Source organism: Bradyrhizobium sp. (genome assembly GCF_030654605.1).
In the GTDB taxonomy this organism is placed as follows: Bacteria; Pseudomonadota; Alphaproteobacteria; order Rhizobiales; family Xanthobacteraceae; genus Bradyrhizobium.
The window spans coordinates 1-14,255 of the sequence record NZ_JAURXB010000131.1 but is presented as its reverse complement, the minus strand read 5'-3'; the positions used below and the strand labels follow the sequence as shown (position 1 = coordinate 14,255).

15 protein-coding genes, 1 tRNA gene and 1 pseudogene are annotated in these 14,255 nt (G+C 63.5%); 8 read left to right on the top strand and 9 right to left on the bottom strand.

What is annotated here, in order from left to right:
• The 5 genes from Q7U29_RS13060 to Q7U29_RS13040 form a co-directional block, all read right to left on the bottom strand.
• Positions 1-259, bottom strand: a 259-nt coding sequence (locus Q7U29_RS13060) for a DsbA family protein (RefSeq protein ID WP_304742004.1), incomplete at its 3' end; no start/stop codon positions are given.
• Positions 260-301: 42 nt separating this feature from the next.
• A complete protein-coding gene (locus Q7U29_RS13055) occupies positions 302-940 on the bottom strand; it encodes an aspartate/glutamate racemase family protein (protein WP_304742003.1) in 639 nt (212 codons plus the stop codon).
• Between the two features lie 15 nt (positions 941-955).
• Complete coding sequence (locus Q7U29_RS13050; protein ID WP_304742002.1) at positions 956-1,417, bottom strand: GNAT family acetyltransferase; 462 nt, start codon at positions 1,415-1,417, stop codon at positions 956-958.
• Complete coding sequence (locus tag Q7U29_RS13045; protein ID WP_304742000.1) at positions 1,414-2,844, bottom strand: FAD-binding oxidoreductase; 1,431 nt, start codon at positions 2,842-2,844, stop codon at positions 1,414-1,416. Before Q7U29_RS13045 ends, Q7U29_RS13050 begins: the two co-directional genes overlap by 4 nt.
• Before the next feature lie 39 nt (positions 2,845-2,883).
• Positions 2,884-3,876 (bottom strand): L-threonylcarbamoyladenylate synthase, encoded by a 993-nt coding sequence (locus Q7U29_RS13040; protein WP_304741998.1) that lies wholly within the window; start codon positions 3,874-3,876, stop codon positions 2,884-2,886.
• A gap of 68 nt (positions 3,877-3,944) precedes the next feature.
• On the opposite strand from Q7U29_RS13040, the gene Q7U29_RS13035 reads away from it, so the two are divergent.
• Positions 3,945-4,021 (top strand) — tRNA-Pro (locus tag Q7U29_RS13035).
• Positions 4,022-4,236: 215 nt separating this feature from the next.
• Here the strand turns inward: Q7U29_RS13035 and Q7U29_RS13030 are convergent.
• Positions 4,237-4,806: a tyrosine-type recombinase/integrase gene (locus Q7U29_RS13030; RefSeq protein WP_304741996.1), complete on the bottom strand. Its 570-nt coding sequence runs from the start codon at positions 4,804-4,806 to the stop codon at positions 4,237-4,239.
• Positions 4,807-5,155: 349 nt separating this feature from the next.
• Here Q7U29_RS13030 and Q7U29_RS13025 point away from each other — a divergent pair, with 349 nt between their 5' ends.
• From Q7U29_RS13025 to Q7U29_RS13015, 3 genes are all read left to right on the top strand, one after another.
• A complete protein-coding gene (locus Q7U29_RS13025; RefSeq protein WP_304741994.1) occupies positions 5,156-6,442 on the top strand; it encodes a hypothetical protein in 1,287 nt (428 codons plus the stop codon).
• A gap of 103 nt (positions 6,443-6,545) precedes the next feature.
• Positions 6,546-7,088 carry a TIGR02594 family protein gene (locus tag Q7U29_RS13020; protein ID WP_304742006.1) on the top strand — a complete coding sequence of 181 codons (543 nt, stop codon included), beginning with the start codon at positions 6,546-6,548 and terminating at the stop codon, positions 7,086-7,088.
• Positions 7,089-7,327: 239 nt separating this feature from the next.
• Complete coding sequence (locus Q7U29_RS13015) at positions 7,328-7,750, top strand: hypothetical protein (protein ID WP_304741992.1); 423 nt, start codon at positions 7,328-7,330, stop codon at positions 7,748-7,750.
• Between the two features lie 655 nt (positions 7,751-8,405).
• On the opposite strand, the gene Q7U29_RS13010 is transcribed toward Q7U29_RS13015, so the two are convergent.
• From Q7U29_RS13010 to Q7U29_RS13000, 3 genes are all read right to left on the bottom strand, one after another.
• Positions 8,406-8,603 carry a hypothetical protein gene (locus Q7U29_RS13010; protein WP_304741989.1) on the bottom strand — a complete coding sequence of 66 codons (198 nt, stop codon included), beginning with the start codon at positions 8,601-8,603 and terminating at the stop codon, positions 8,406-8,408.
• Between the two features lie 385 nt (positions 8,604-8,988).
• Complete coding sequence (locus tag Q7U29_RS13005) at positions 8,989-9,261, bottom strand: hypothetical protein (RefSeq protein WP_304741987.1); 273 nt, start codon at positions 9,259-9,261, stop codon at positions 8,989-8,991.
• Positions 9,262-9,541: 280 nt separating this feature from the next.
• Entirely contained in the window at positions 9,542-10,168 is a 627-nt protein-coding gene (locus tag Q7U29_RS13000) for a site-specific integrase (protein ID WP_370691752.1), read from the bottom strand.
• A 141-nt stretch (positions 10,169-10,309) separates the two neighbouring features.
• Here Q7U29_RS13000 and Q7U29_RS12995 point away from each other — a divergent pair.
• The 4 genes and pseudogenes from Q7U29_RS12995 to Q7U29_RS12980 all read left to right on the top strand — a co-directional run bounded on the left by Q7U29_RS12995 (position 10,310) and on the right by Q7U29_RS12980 (position 14,206).
• Positions 10,310-12,445, top strand: a pseudogene (locus tag Q7U29_RS12995) (type I secretion system permease/ATPase).
• Positions 12,432-12,728, top strand: coding sequence for a hypothetical protein (locus Q7U29_RS12990; RefSeq protein ID WP_304741985.1), 297 nt, complete (start codon positions 12,432-12,434; stop codon positions 12,726-12,728). Before Q7U29_RS12995 ends, Q7U29_RS12990 begins: the two are co-directional and overlap by 14 nt.
• A gap of 25 nt (positions 12,729-12,753) precedes the next feature.
• Positions 12,754-13,878, top strand: coding sequence for an HlyD family type I secretion periplasmic adaptor subunit (locus tag Q7U29_RS12985; RefSeq protein ID WP_304741983.1), 1,125 nt, complete (start codon positions 12,754-12,756; stop codon positions 13,876-13,878).
• Between the two features lie 121 nt (positions 13,879-13,999).
• Complete coding sequence (locus Q7U29_RS12980; protein ID WP_304741981.1) at positions 14,000-14,206, top strand: hypothetical protein; 207 nt, start codon at positions 14,000-14,002, stop codon at positions 14,204-14,206.
• Positions 14,207-14,255: the final 49 nt, after the last annotated feature.

Below are 14,255 nucleotides of genomic sequence, written 5' to 3'. Positions count from 1 at the left end.
CGCTGGCATAGGCCTGCTTGGTCTGGTCCGCGAGCGCAGTCCTGGCATCGGGCGAAAGCGCCTTCGTCAATATTTCCGTGGGGCCTGATGCTTCGGTCAGGCATGCGGCCAGCACATCCGGATCCGCGATGTCGCGCTGCTGTTGCCATAATGCGTCAAAAACCAGGTTTCGGAACGCTTCATGGCGCTCCGGCTCCAGCAATGACGCGACGCAAAGCGCGGGAACCGAATCCTGTCGCGCAGGCTTCGGCGAGCGCAATGGCGCGCCATAAAATGTGACGCTGCGCCTGATCGACCCTAGTCACCCGGCAACGCCGAGCAACGTTTTCACCTTCATCACCGCGCTGTCCGGCGTCGTCAGCACCGGCCGGCCCGTCGCCGCTGCGACCAGTTCCGCCGCCGGCGCCATGCTGTATTGCGCCAGCGCGATCAAGTCGCAGTCGCGCAGATCGCGTGAGGCTTCCACCACCAGCCGGTCATGTTCGGCGCGGTCGCCGCGATCCAGCGCCGCCAGCGCGCCTTCCACCAGTTTCGGTACGATCTCTACAGAAGCGGGAAATTCCGGCGGCATCGACACCAGCGTCGGCGCGAAGGTCGAGAGCAGGCCGATCCAGCCACCCTTGGCGACAGCCTGCTCGATCATCGCGGCATTGGGCTTGAGCACCGGCATCGGCGCATGCGCGCGCGCCACCGCCTCGATGCAGGGGCCGAAGGCCGAGCAGGTGAACAGGATGGCGTCGGCGCCGGTCGAGGCTGCATAGCGTCCGAGCGACAGGAAGCGCTCCGTCATCGCATCGGTGAGGCGGCCGTCCCGCGCCAGATCCGCCGACAGGCTGTCGTCGAGCAGATTCATCAGGCTGGCGTCCGGCCACAGTTTTGCGAACGAGGTCTCGATCGGCACGATCGAATGCTTCAGGGCGTGGATCAGGGCGATGCGCATGCGGCTGACTTTCGCTTACGGTGTCGGCTCGCGGCCGTCGAGCCATCTGGCGAAAACGATCGTCTGCGCTTCGGCGTAGCCGATCGACTGGTAAAACGCCCCCGCCGCCGCGTTTTCGCGCCTGACCATCAGTTGCATCTTGGCGATGCCGGTCTGGCGCAGCCAGTCTTCGGCTGCAGCCATGATGGCACGGCCATGGCCCTTGCCGCGATGCTCGGGATCGGTGGCGACGTAATAGACCCAGCCGCGATGGCCGTCATGTCCGACCATCGCGGTGGCGACGATCGCGCCGCCGTCACGCCCGACCAGCACGGTCGCGTTCGTTCCCTTGCGGGCCAGCGCGATGTCGGCGGCGGGATCGTTCCAGGGCCGCGTCAGGCCGCAGCGCTGCCATAGTGCCACGACATCGGCAGCGTCGGCGTCCTCGATCGGCGCGATGGCGAGCGCGGCGACCGGCTTTGGCGGGGGAGCGTTCACAGCACCTTGCCGGGATTCATGATGCCGAGCGGATCGAGCATCGCCTTGATGCCGCGCATCAGCTCGATCGCGACCTTGTCCTTGACCTCGGGCAGTTCGTCGCGCTTGAGCACGCCGATGCCGTGCTCGGCGGAGATCGAGCCGCCCATCCGCAGCACGATCTCGAACACCACGGCGTTGACCTCGTGCCAGCGGGCCATGAAATCAGCGGTGTCGCCGCCAATGGGCTGGCTGACATTGTAATGGATGTTGCCGTCGCCGAGATGGCCGAACGGCACCGGGCGCGAACCCGGGATCAGTTTCACCACGGCGGCATTGGCCGCTTCGATGAAGTCGGGGACGGCTGCGACCGGCACCGAAATATCGTGCTTGATCGAGCCGCCTTCGGGCTTCTGCGCCGCCGACATCTCGTCGCGCAGCTTCCAGAACGCCGCCCGCTGGCCGAGATTCGCCGCGATCACGGCGTCATCGACGATGCCGTCCTCAAATCCCTTTGCCAAAATCGCCTCCAGCGTGGCGCGGGCGTCGTCGCGCGGCGACGACAGCTCCATCAGCACGTACCAGGGATATTTGTTTTCCAGGGGATGGCGGATGTCGATGCCGTGGCGCACGCTGAAATCGACGGCGATGTCGGCCAATAATTCAAAGCTGGTCAGCGTGCCGGCGGCCTCGTTCTGCGAGATCGACAGCAGCTTCAGCGCCGCATCCGGCGATTGCAGGCCGACAAAGGCGGTTTCCACCGCGCGCGGCTTCGGAAACAGTTTCAGGGTCGCCGCGGTGACGATGCCCAGCGTGCCTTCGGCGCCGATGAACAGGTTGCGCAGATCGTAGCCGGTGTTGTCCTTCTTCAGCTTCGACAGCCCGTTCAGAATGCGGCCGTCGGCCAGCACCACTTCGAGCCCGAGCGCCATCTCGCGCGCCACGCCATAGGCCAGCGCCGTGGTGCCGCCGGCGTTGGTGGAGAGGTTGCCGCCGATAGTGCAGCTTCCCTCGGCGCCGAGCGACAGCGGAAACAGCCGGTCGACCTCGGCTGCGCGCTGCTGCGCGATCTGCAGCACGACGCCGGCCTCGCAGGTCATGGTGTTGGACTGAATGTCGATGTCGCGGACCTTGTCCATCCGCCGCATCGAGACCACGACCTCGCCATTGTGCGGGGTCTGGCCGCCGACCAGCCCGGTATTGCCGCCTTGCGGCACCAGCGCGATCCGGTGTTCGCTGGCGAGCTTGCAGATCGCGGCGACTTCCGCCGTCGAGCCCGGCCGCAACACCAGCGGCGAGCGCCCGCGAAACAGGTCGCGCTCCTCGGTGACGTAAGGCGCGATATCGGCCGCGTCGGTCACCGCGTATTTGTCGCCGACGATGGCGCGGAACTTCGCGATCAGGTCCGAGGAGAGCGGCGGGGATGCTGCAGGCTGGACGATATTCATTTTGGTCACTTGTTCTTGTCGCTCGTTCTTCTTGCGTGGTCAGTCCCGTCCCACCGCGGCGCGGCGCAGCCGGTCGTTGATGGCTTCGCCGAGCCCGTGATGCGGGATCGGCATGACCGCGATGGCGCGCGCGCCGCTGAGGTCGAGCGTGCGAAGATAACCGAAAAGATTGGCGGCGGCTTCATCGACATTGCTCCGAGCCGACAGATTCATCACCGTGGCCGCAGCGTCGATGCCCGGCATGACCGCGGGACCGAACGCCAGCAGCGCCTCGCCGGGCAGAACCGCTTCGGCATTGAGCCTGACCGGCGTGCGCGGCGCATAATGCGAGGCCAGCATGCCGGGCGCCAGCGGTTGCCCGCTGCCGGCGTCGGGATCATCCGGCGGCGCCACCAGCACGCGGCCGAGCACGCGTTCGATGTCTTCGCGCGGCAGGCCACCCGGCCGGAGCAGCATCGGCGTTTCAAAACAGCCGACAATGGTGGATTCGACGCCGACCGCAACAGGTCCGCCGTCGACGATCAGGTCGATTCGCCCCGCGAGGTCGCCCTGCACATGGGCTGCCGTTGTCGGCGAGACATGCCCCGACAGATTGGCCGATGGCGCCACCACCGGCCCGCCGAACGCCCGCAGGATGGCCAGCGCGGCCGGGTGGGCGGGCACCCGGATCGCGATGGTGTCGAGCCCGGCGGTGGCGAGATCGGCCACGGCGCAATCCCCCGATTTGGGGACCACCAGCGTCAGCGGCCCCGGCCAGAATGCCCGGGCAAGCTCAGTGGCCTGGGCGTCGAACCGGCCGATTCGCAAGGCGGCGGCGAGGTCCCCGACATGGGCGATCAGCGGATTGAAGGCGGGGCGGCCCTTGGCTTGGTAAAGCCGGGCGATCGCAGCGGCGTTGGTGGCGTCCGCGCCGAGGCCATAAACGGTTTCGGTCGGGAACGCGACAAGCCCGCCCGCGGCCAGGCAGCGGCCGGCCTCTGCCACGGCAGCCTCGCCGGCGGGCAAAATCCGCGTTTTCAGGTCCAAATTCACAGGGATAGCGATCCTCAATTCGGCTTCTTGCGGTATGCGAAACCCAAGGCTATAAGCCGCGTTCTTGTCGGAGTGTGGCTCAGCCCGGTAGAGCACTGCGTTCGGGACGCAGGGGTCGCAGGTTCAAATCCTGCCACTCCGACCAAGAAAATCAAGCACTTAGCGATTTCCCGATCTGCGCTCGGTACTCCTACGGTACTCCTACCCCCCTTCGACGGCGTGGCGACAAACGTGATCTGCAAGGCCGCTTCCCCGCGAGCCAGCCGGGCGCAGACCTCTTCGTAGGTCATACCGGCAGTCAAGCCCACCTCTCGGCACCAGCGCTCCCACGCCTCGCGCAGCGCGATCTCGTAACGATTCTCAGCGGGCATCTGCGGCGTCCTTCTGCCACTCGGGGTCGTGGTGACCGTATGTATCGAGGAACGTCTGCAACGTCATCCCCATGAACTGCGCGGCGTCCTCGTTCGCGACGTTCTGGTTCTTCATTAGGTGCGTCGCCCGGCTGTGCCGGAGCGTGTGCGGCGTCACGTCTTCCGGCAACCCGGCTGCATCCCTGGCCGTGCCCCAGGAGCGCCGGAGCTTCGTGACGGGCGCATGATTGAGGTGGACGACATAGTCCGCTTTGCGGCCGTCGATACGCCGCCATAGCTTCAGCCAGAACTTCAGCCGCCTCGGCATCTTGTGCGGAGGTGCCTGCTTCTTCGTGAGCTTCGCGCCCTTCGGCTTGCGGCGCATGAAGTCGCGCTCGAAGTCGAGCAGCGAATAGCGCGTGCCGAGCACCACGCCGCTGCGGCTCCCCGTGTAGAAGCCGAGGATGATGAAGCGCGAGAGGTGCCGCACGAGCCGAACGTGGTTCGATCCTTCGGGCGCGATGTTGTGAGCGACGCGGCGGCTCTGCCATAAGAGCGCTGCGATCTGAGAGCGCGTCAAATCCTTTTCGGCACCGACTACGAGACGAAGTTTCTCGACCATAACAAGGTGAAGTGGTTGTCGAAGCCGCTCAACGGTTCGCCCTGGATGATGCAGCTTCCGATCTACGCCGATGACACAGCGGCTAAGGCCGCTGGCCTAGTAGCCGGTCAGCTATACCGCCGCACGGCTGGCGGCATCGAGCAAGTACAGCCGTAACCGGCAAGGGCCGCGATCTCCAAACCGGGGGTCGCGGCCTTTCTGTCCATTAAATTGACCGTTCTGTGAGGCGCGTGAGATAACAGCACCTTACAGGGCCGAACCGAGGAACAATCCATTGCCTAAGCACAACAGCAGGCGCGAGGCGGTCGTGGCGAAGTTCGCCGAACTGCGCGACATCAACGCCACCGCCAAAGCGCTCTCTATGACACGGGACAACGCCCGCAAGCACCTGAAGCGCGCAGGCATCAACACGTCGGTAGTGTCGGTCGCCGAGGCCGCAGAGACCACCATAGTCACCGCGCCCGAACCGGAGCGGCTCGACATCGTCGAGAAGCATCGCTTCGAGACCAACGAGCGCGCGTTGAAATCGCAAGTCAAGGATTTGACCAAGCGGCTCGCTGCCGCCGAGGACATCCGCGCTGGCGTCCTGGGCCTGACGCTCGATCCGGTCGAACCGATCTGCAAGCCCTTCAGCCCCTCAGTCAAGTCGAAGGCCGAGCACTCGAAGCAGGGCGTCGTGTTGCACCTTTCCGATCTGCACGTCGGCGAAGTCGTCAGCTTGAAAGAGATGATGGGGGTGAACTTCTACAACCGCGAGATCGCGCGGCTCCGCATCGGCCGCTACTTCGAGAAGGCGTCGATCCTGACGACGAGCGCGTGGCCTGCATCTGACGGCGCACCGTACAAGGTCTACATCCTGCTCGGCGGCGATCTGATCTCCGGCCACGGCCTACACCCCGAACTCGCGGAGACCGACGCTGGCACCGCATACGAGCAAGTCAAATGGGCGGCTCAGTTCATCGCGGCTGGCATCCTTCGCCTGCACCTCGAACTGATCGAGCGCTTCGGCTGTCCGGTCGAGATGGAAGTCATCAGCGTTGGCGGCAACCACGGCCGCGCGACGTTCGGCAAGCCGCGCGCCAAGCTCGCGATGTTGCAATCCTGGGATACGCTCGTGGCCGACTTCGTCGAAGCCGGGCTGAAGCAGTACCCCACCATCAAGCACTACCGGCCCGAAGCGTTCGACGCCTACTTCGACATCGTCGGCTGGCCTGCGCTTCTCACGCACGGCGACCGCATGAGCGCAGGCGGCGGCACCGGCTTCATCGGCCCCGCTGCCAACATCGTGAAGGGCCACAAGAAGATCATGCTGACGGAAGCGCAACAGCGCCGTCCCGTTCGCTACATTTTCAGCGGCCACTTCCACACGACGCTGACGACGCCCTGGGGCTTCGCCAACGGCGCGGCCATCGGCGCGAGCGAGTTCGCAAAGTCGATCCGTGCGGACCTCGAACCGGCGCAGCAGAACTTCGCCGTCTTCCACGAACGCTACGGCCTGCTCCGCTGGCTCCCGCTCGTGCTCGGCGTGCCGGACGAGGGCTCGATCTACGAACCGCGTGGCGGCCTGATCCTGCCCGATCTTTCCACGATCTGACGGAGGTTACATGCCCAAGATTGACCGAGAGCTTCTCGGCGTGCCTACGCCTGCGCGCCCGTATCTGAGCGACATCAGTCTGTTCGTCGCATGGCTGATCGCCATGGTCGCGATCTTCGCCGTCGTCTTCGCCCTTGCATCGGACGCCAACGCGCGCCCGCTTAATCGAGGTCACCATGCGCGATCACATGCCACGTATCATCATCATCAGCATGTTCGTCATCATAGTCATCGCGCGCCTGTTGCTGTACGCGCTCGCCGGGCTGAGCCTAGCGCTTTTCAGTCTTTCGGCAGCTTCGGCAGTTCGCTGGTGGAAGCGGCGCGGAGCCAGATCGGCAACGGGGCGATCTACGGCCGAGCGACGTTGTGGTGTGCGCGCTTCGTGAACACGATCCTGGCGCGCGTCGGCCACACGGGCACCGGGTCTGATAGGGCCGCATCGTTCGCCAAGTACGGCACGCGCGTCAGCGGCCCTCAGGTCGGGGCCATCGCGGTGATGTCACGGCGCGGAGGTGGTCATGTCGGCGTGGTCTCGGGGACCGATGCGAAGGGCAACCCTATCGTCATCAGCGGCAACAGCCAGGGGCGCGTCCGTGAGACCGTCTACCCGGCTGGCAGGGTCTACGCCTACGTCCTGCCGAACTGAACGCCTTACAGCCTGACAGACATCAGCCCCCTCTCGGTCGAAAGCCGGGAGGGGGCTTTTATCGTATTCACTGTCGCGTTACAATCCCGACGAACGCTACAATGTCGGCTTGACGACCGATACGCACCGGGATACCGTGCTAGTGTTCATTGTGAGGACAGTAGTGTTTCACTGACGGAACAGGTAGGCGAAGCGAGCGCAATTGTGATACGGGTAGCGTGTGTATAGGGAAGAGGATCATGGCAAAGAGATCAAAATCGTTGGGCGATGACGAACGGCTAAAAGCGTTCGCCAGTCGCTTGAACAGGCTGATGCTGGCCAAGGGCGTGTCAGGAGCGGACCTTGCCCGCGAGGCCAGCAAATTTGTACCCAAGGGCGGCAAGGCCCTCGGCCGACATCTAATCAGCGCGTACTCGCGCGCTGCGAACGAACCTACGGAAGTGAACCTTCAATACATCTCGAAGGCACTCGGCGTGAAGCCTGAAGAGCTTCTGCCGCCGATGCCGGGCGAAGGCGAAAGCCCCCAATACGCCACCGCGACGAGCACTCTCGATGGCAAGACGCGACTCGTGGTGGATGCGGAAGTAGACGCAGAAGTGGCGCTGAAGATACTAGGCATGGTTCGGGGGGCGTTGCCTGGGAAGTCGCGGAGCGCAGCATGAAGACCCGGGCGACTGTCGCAGTGATCTGCATGGCGCTCGCCACCGGCTCAGTCGGTGCGGCATACGGCGTTGCGCCCGCTGTCGCTACGCTCAGCGCGATGGTGTTTGTCCTGGTGATTGCAACGGTCCCCCGCGCCACGCCGTAGGGCAGACAAAATATGACAATGCGTTTACAGAGCGGCGGCCGTGATTGGGCCGCCGCTCTGTTTTGAGTTGCACTACGCTAATCCGTCAATTAGGTTTTCGCCCGCGCCGCCCTTGGTAGGTTGTGAGGAAACGGTGCAAGGAGTGAAACAGCGTTTTGTGTAAATTCGAAAGAGACCACAATGGCCGTAGTATTAGTGCCTTTCCCAAGCGCCAAACCTATCCGCGTTATACCCGAACCTTCGCAGGCAGACCCGCCGACTGATAGGTTCCAAGACCTTCAGCGGACTATCCTAGAACTCGAACACGAGATCGCCGATCAAGCAGAGACCATCCGCGCGCAGGCGACCCGGCTGTACCTACGCCGCACCCTCAAAACCCCGGCGACATGCCGCCCGGGTGCCGTCGTTGCGGTCGTGCTCGCCTTCCTACTAGGGTTGTCGCTTCATCCGCCGCGCCTAGTCGCCCAGGGGGCCGCCATACCGGCCATCGCCGTCGACATCCTTCCGATCTAAAAGAACGCGCTGTCGTCGTAGGCAAAGGGCGTGACGGGCTGATGCTCGTCACCCTCGGCGAACACGACGACATCGCCCGGCGCGATCTCCGCGACCGCACGCGCGTCCCAATGCCGGTGCGTGAAGTCGGGAGGGCCGAACGTCTTAACGGCGTTCAGATAGCGGTCGTCACGGAAGCGGACGAAGTGCAGCATGGACGCCCTCGACATGTTGCAGCGGCAGATCGCGGCGCGCAGCGTGGCCGCAGCACACCTTCTCCGGCTCACTGTGGCACGCCCAGGCCGTGCCGTTCGTCTCGCCCGTACTCGGCAGGCATCCGAGATTGTAGGCCATCTCGGTAGCGGGGCGGCCGAAGTCGAACGGACAGCCCCCGCAGTAACCTTTGCGGATCGTCGTCATCTCAGTCCCCCGCCAGTTGAACCCAATCGCAGACCACGCCGCCGATCCTGAACTCGCAGCGGCCCGGTTCGTGGTCTTCATCGCAGTGGGGGCATTGATGCTTTCGCGTGTCGACGGCCGGGTGGCACGAACACGAGTGGCCATGTCCGGCGCAGGCAGGCGTCACTCCGAACCGGCACTTCATCGGTGATCCTCGCAGACGAACCCGGTGCTGCGGTCGCAACGATCACACGGGGCGGGCTGAGCCCCTGATGCGGCGTGCCCTTTGCCCCACCATTCCATCGCATGGAGGTCGGCCGCCCAGGTCATGGCCTCGAAGATTCTATGTGCCAGATCGCCAGAGGCGACCGGCGAGAGCAGCGGCTTGCCGTGCGCCTCTTTCCATTCCTCGACGATGCGCTGCGCATGGGTGGCCATCGCGGCCGTCTTGTAGGCGTTCAGTTGGTCGGACATCGGCGTTGATTCCTCGTCAATTCGGTGTAAGGTTTGTAACCTGACACGAGCCAATCGTCAACGGCCTTTGGTACTCCTACGGTACTCCAACCCCCTAGTTTTCTGCGTCTGTTCTCGTCGATCTTCGCCGTCGAGCTTAATTATATCAATGATTTAGCAGGGGGTGCATTCGTTCGGGACGCAGGGGTCGCAGGTTCAAATCCTGCCACTCCGACCAAGAAAATCAATCACTTCCAGTAGCTCCGTTTTTTGCAGCCCATGAAATAGCCCAAGAATGGGCTCAGCCCAAGGCTTGTTTCTTGGGCCGCTTCGCGGTGATGCCCTCGACGGCTTCTGCGAGGTGATCGGGATGATGGTGGCCGTAGATGCGCTCAAGCACTTCGACGGTCATGCCCAGATAGCCGGCTGCGGTCCACAAATCGACGCCCTGCTGCATCAGCCAGGTTGCCGCTGTATGGCGTAGCGTGTGCGGTGTGACGTTCTCGATCGAGGTGTCAACCTCGGCGAGTTGCACGACCTTTCGGAACGCCTTCTTTACCGAGAGTACCGGCTTGCCGTTGTATTCAACGAAGTGCTCCTTCGAGATGCCGGTGCGATCCCAGCGCCGCATGTGGGCCAGGAGACGAGCAGGCAGCGGGGCAGGAGGCTGCCGCTTCTTCGTGGCCTTCTTGCCGATGGGCTTGCGATAATAGAGGCCTCGCTCCAGGTCGACATAGGACTTGCCAACCGCCTGGCGCTTGGACGCTGACGCAATGGCTCCTGCACGTGTTCCGGTGTAGCAACCGATCAGGAGGAACCGCGCGACGTGTCGGAGCGGGCGGCGATCGGTGATGACCTTCTGACCTTTGTTGGCGCCGACGCGGATCCCACTGGATCGGGATTGGCAACCTCGGCTGATGGCCCACAAACTTAGTAGTATCGAGGCTTCTCGAAGCGTCGCCTCTCTTTATGAGCCGACGATACTCGAAGGGGTTCCCTGTCACATTCCATTCAAGGTTGAGGTGATAGTAACCTTTCATTAATCAGTTGATTGGTGGTTGAGTTCAAAATGTCGTCTGCCTCGGTTGAGAGTGCGGATTCGGGGCTGGCGTGCCTTGTTCTCCTGCTTCGGTTTTTGGGGATTCCCGCAGATATTGAGCAGCTGCGCCACCGCTCTGGCGGGGCTAGCTATGGCGTCGGTGAGATGCTGCGTTGCGCGAAGGAGCTTGGGCTCAAGGCGCGCGTCGTCAGGAAAGACTGGTCCCAGCTCGAAAAGGCCGCATTACCGGCGATCGCCGAGTACAAGGATGGTTCGTTTTCCATTTTGGCCAAAACTGCCGAAGGCAAGGCGCTGGTGCACGACTCCGTCAGCGGCCGGCCGCAGCTGTTGACGAAGGACGAATTTGAGGCGGCTTGGACCGGCGGCCTTGTGGTGATGACGCGCCGCGCCTCGCTCGGCGAACTCGCCCGCAAGTTCGACATCGGCTGGTTCCTGCAGGCGATGCACAAATACCGCGGCATCCTGACCGAGGTGTTCGTCGCCTCGTTCTTCCTGCAGATCTACGCGCTAATCACACCGCTGTTCTTTCAGGTCGTGATCGACAAGGTGTTGGTGCATCGCGGGCTCACGACGCTCGATGTGCTGATTTTCGGGCTGCTTGCGGTCTCGATATTTGAATCGCTTCTAAGCGCGCTGCGTACCCACATTTTTGCCCACACTACAAACCGGATCGACGTCGAACTCGGCGCGCGGCTCTATCGCCATCTCATGGCGCTGCCGGTCGCTTAGTTTGGCGCGCGTCGGGTGGGAGATTCCGTCGCGCGGGTGCGTGAGCTCGAAAACATCCGCAACTTCCTCACCGGTTCAGCGCTGACGCTGGTGATCGACTTGTTGTTCACCTTCGTCTTCCTCGCGGTGATGTTCTATTATTCGCCGCTCCTGACCTGGATCGTGATCGGCTCGTTTCCGTTCTACATCGCGATCTCTGTCGGCGTGACGCCGCTCTTCCGCACCCGCCTCGACGAGAAATTCAATCGCGGCGCCGAGAACCAGGCCTTTTTGGTCGAAAGCGTCACCGGCGTGGAAACGCTGAAGGCGATGGCGGTCGAGCCGCAGATGCAGCGGCGCTGGGAGGAGCAGCTTGCGGGATACGTCGCCGCAAGCTTCAAGGTGCTTGCGCTCGGCAACTGGGCGAGCCAGGGCGTCCAGCTGGTCAGTAAGGTCGTGACGGTGCTGACGCTGTACTTTGGCGCCCGCCTGGTCATCGACGGTAACCTGACAGTCGGCGAACTGGTCGCCTTCAATATGCTGTCGGGGCGCGTTGCCCAGCCGGTCTTGCGGCTGGCGCAGCTGTGGCAGGATTTCCACCAGGCACGGCTGTCGGTCGCGCGGCTCGGCGACATCCTCAACGCTGTTCCCGAACCGGCCAGCACGCCCGGCCGCGCCGCGCTGCCGGCGATCCGCGGCGCCATCACCTTCGACCACGTCACCTTCCGCTACCGGCTCGACGGGCCGGAGATCCTGCACGCGGTGAACCTGCACGTGCCAGCAGGGCAGGTGGTCGGCATCGTCGGCCCGTCGGGCTCCGGCAAATCGACCCTGACCAAACTGGTGCAACGGCTTTATGTGCCCGAAGGCGGACGCATCCTCGTCGATGGCGTCGACTTATCCGTAGTTGACGTGTCTTGGCTGCGACGCCAGATCGGCGTGGTGCTGCAGGAGAACGTGCTGTTCAATCGCACAATCCGCGACAACATCGCGCTTGCTGACCCGGCCATGACCATGGAGCGCGTGATCGCCGCGGCGCAACTGGCCGGTGCGCATGAATTCATCCTCGAACTGCCGCAGGGCTACGATACCATCGTCGGCGAGCGCGGCGCCACGCTCTCCGGCGGTCAGCGCCAGCGCATCGCCATCGCCCGCGCGTTGGTCACCAATCCCCGCATTCTCATTTTCGACGAGGCGACGTCGGCGCTCGACTATGAGAGCGAACGCATCATCCAGGACAACATGCGCAAGATCGCGCATGGCCGAACCGTGCTGATCATTGCCCATCGGCTGTCGACGGTTCGGCGCGCCGACCGCATCCTGACCCTTGAGCGGGGGCGCCTGGTAGAGGACGGCAGTCACGACGAACTGGTGCGCTGCAACGGGCGCTATGCCAGCCTTCACCGGCTGCAAGCGGGGCTCCATGAAGCCGGCTGACCCAACCACCGCCAAAGTGCTTCCGCTGCGCCGCAGTCGACCCGGTCGCGACGACCTGGAGTTCCTGCCGGCCGCGCTGGAGATCGTCGAGACGCCGGTCTCGCCGCTGCCCCGCGCGATCGCCGCGTCGCTGGTCGGATTCCTGGTGCTCGCGCTGGGCTGGGCCTGCTTCGGCCGCATCGACATCATCGCGACCGCCCAGGGCAAGGTCGTGCCGGCCGGCCGGGTCAAGGTGATCCAGCCGCTGGAAGGCGGGCACCGTTACCGCGATCCAAGTCAATGACGGCGACAAGGTCGTTGCAGGCCAGGTGCTGATCGAGATGGATAGAACGATCAGCATGGCCGATCGCGACCGCGCGCGTTACGACCTGACGCATGCGCGGCTCGATGCGGCGCGCCTCACCGCGCTTCGCGCCGGCATCGAAACCGGCTACGTGCCGGTTGATTTCGCGCCGCCGCCGGAGGCCACCTCCTACGAGGTGACGCGCACCCGCGCGACAATGACCGCCCAAGCCGAACAGCAGATCGCCAAGGTCGCGGCGCTCGATCAGCAGATCGCGCAAAAAATCGCTGAAGCCGACAGCATCGCTGCGGCTATCGACAAGTCCGAGGCGGGGCTGCCATTTCTCGCGGACACCGCGGATATCCGGCAGAAGGCGATGAAGATCGAATACGGTAACCGCATCGCCCATCTCGATGCCCAATTCAGACTCAGCGAACAAAAGCACGAGTTGATCATGCAACGCCGCCGTGGCGTCGAAGCCGAGGCCGCGCGCAAGGCGCTGGAGGCAGGCCGCGATCAGGCCCGCGCCGAATACGCCCGCGGCATCGTCAACGATCTTGCGGAAGCCGAGCAGAAGGCGGCACAGACCGCGCAGGATCTCATCAAGGCCGAAAAGAAGATACAGGATCAGGTGCTGCGCGCGCCGATGGACGGCACCGTGCAGCAGCGTGCCATCCACACCGTCGGCGGCGTGGTGACGCCGGCGCAGGCGCTGATGGTGGTGGTGCCGGCCGATGCCAAGGTCGAGGTCGAGGCAATGGTGCTCAACAACGACATCGGTTTCGTCCATGAAGGTGATTCCGCCGAGATCAAGGTCGATACTTTCAATTTCACCAAGTACGGCCTCCTGCATGGCAAGGTCGTCAGCGTGTCGAAAGATGCCATCATGCGCGACAAGCCACAGGCTCAGGCCGAGGCCCAGCGTCAGTCAGGCCAGACCGCGCGCAGCAGCGAGCCGCCGGGACAGGAACTGCTTTACGCTGCTCGTGTCGCGCTCGACGAAACCAGGATGCAGGTGGAGGATCGCATGGTCGATCTTGCGCCCGGCATGGCGGTGACGGTTGAGATCAAGACTGGACAACGCAGAATCATCGAGTATCTGCTGTCGCCGTTGCTGCGGTATCGGCACGAAGCAATCAGGGAGAGGTGAGTGATGCGCAGAGACGCCATGAACCATCTAAGATCGGGTCATCGAAGAACAAAATCATAGAGCGTTATCATGGTGTCGCTTGCATCATGATATTAAGTAGAAAATTTTTTGAAGTCTGGACATGCCGAAAGCGACCGCCGCAATATTGATATGCTCGTTAGGCTTCGCCGCGTCATCGGCGATGGCGCAGGCGCTGTCCACGCGTGACATTCTTTCTCTCAACAAATTTGGCAAGAAGGTGCCGTCCGGAATGCGGTTGGAATTCGGATTGGCGCGTTCTCCGGGTAACATGAAGGTATCGTTTCAGGCGGCAAGGTCAATTGGCTGATCGATGGGTTTTGTGGCGAGGGTCTGCCAGCCATCGACCTTGCGCATGT

What these genes read in the sequence shown, in the direction of transcription:
- Q7U29_RS13055 (WP_304742003.1), bottom strand. Translation starts at nt 940, where the DNA reads ATGCGCATCGCCCTGATCCACGCCCTGAAGCATTCGATCGTGCCGATC.
- Q7U29_RS13010 (WP_304741989.1), bottom strand. Translation starts at nt 8,603, where the DNA reads ATGCTGCACTTCGTCCGCTTCCGTGACGACCGCTATCTGAACGCCGTT.
- Q7U29_RS12980 (WP_304741981.1), top strand. Translation starts at nt 14,000, where the DNA reads ATGCCGAAAGCGACCGCCGCAATATTGATATGCTCGTTAGGCTTCGCC.
- Q7U29_RS13005 (WP_304741987.1), bottom strand. Translation starts at nt 9,261, where the DNA reads ATGTCCGACCAACTGAACGCCTACAAGACGGCCGCGATGGCCACCCAT.
- Q7U29_RS13045 (WP_304742000.1), bottom strand. Translation starts at nt 2,844, where the DNA reads ATGAATATCGTCCAGCCTGCAGCATCCCCGCCGCTCTCCTCGGACCTG.
- Q7U29_RS13020 (WP_304742006.1), top strand. Translation starts at nt 6,546, where the DNA reads ATGGTCGCGATCTTCGCCGTCGTCTTCGCCCTTGCATCGGACGCCAAC.
- Q7U29_RS13015 (WP_304741992.1), top strand. Translation starts at nt 7,328, where the DNA reads ATGGCAAAGAGATCAAAATCGTTGGGCGATGACGAACGGCTAAAAGCG.
- Q7U29_RS12990 (WP_304741985.1), top strand. Translation starts at nt 12,432, where the DNA reads ATGAAGCCGGCTGACCCAACCACCGCCAAAGTGCTTCCGCTGCGCCGC.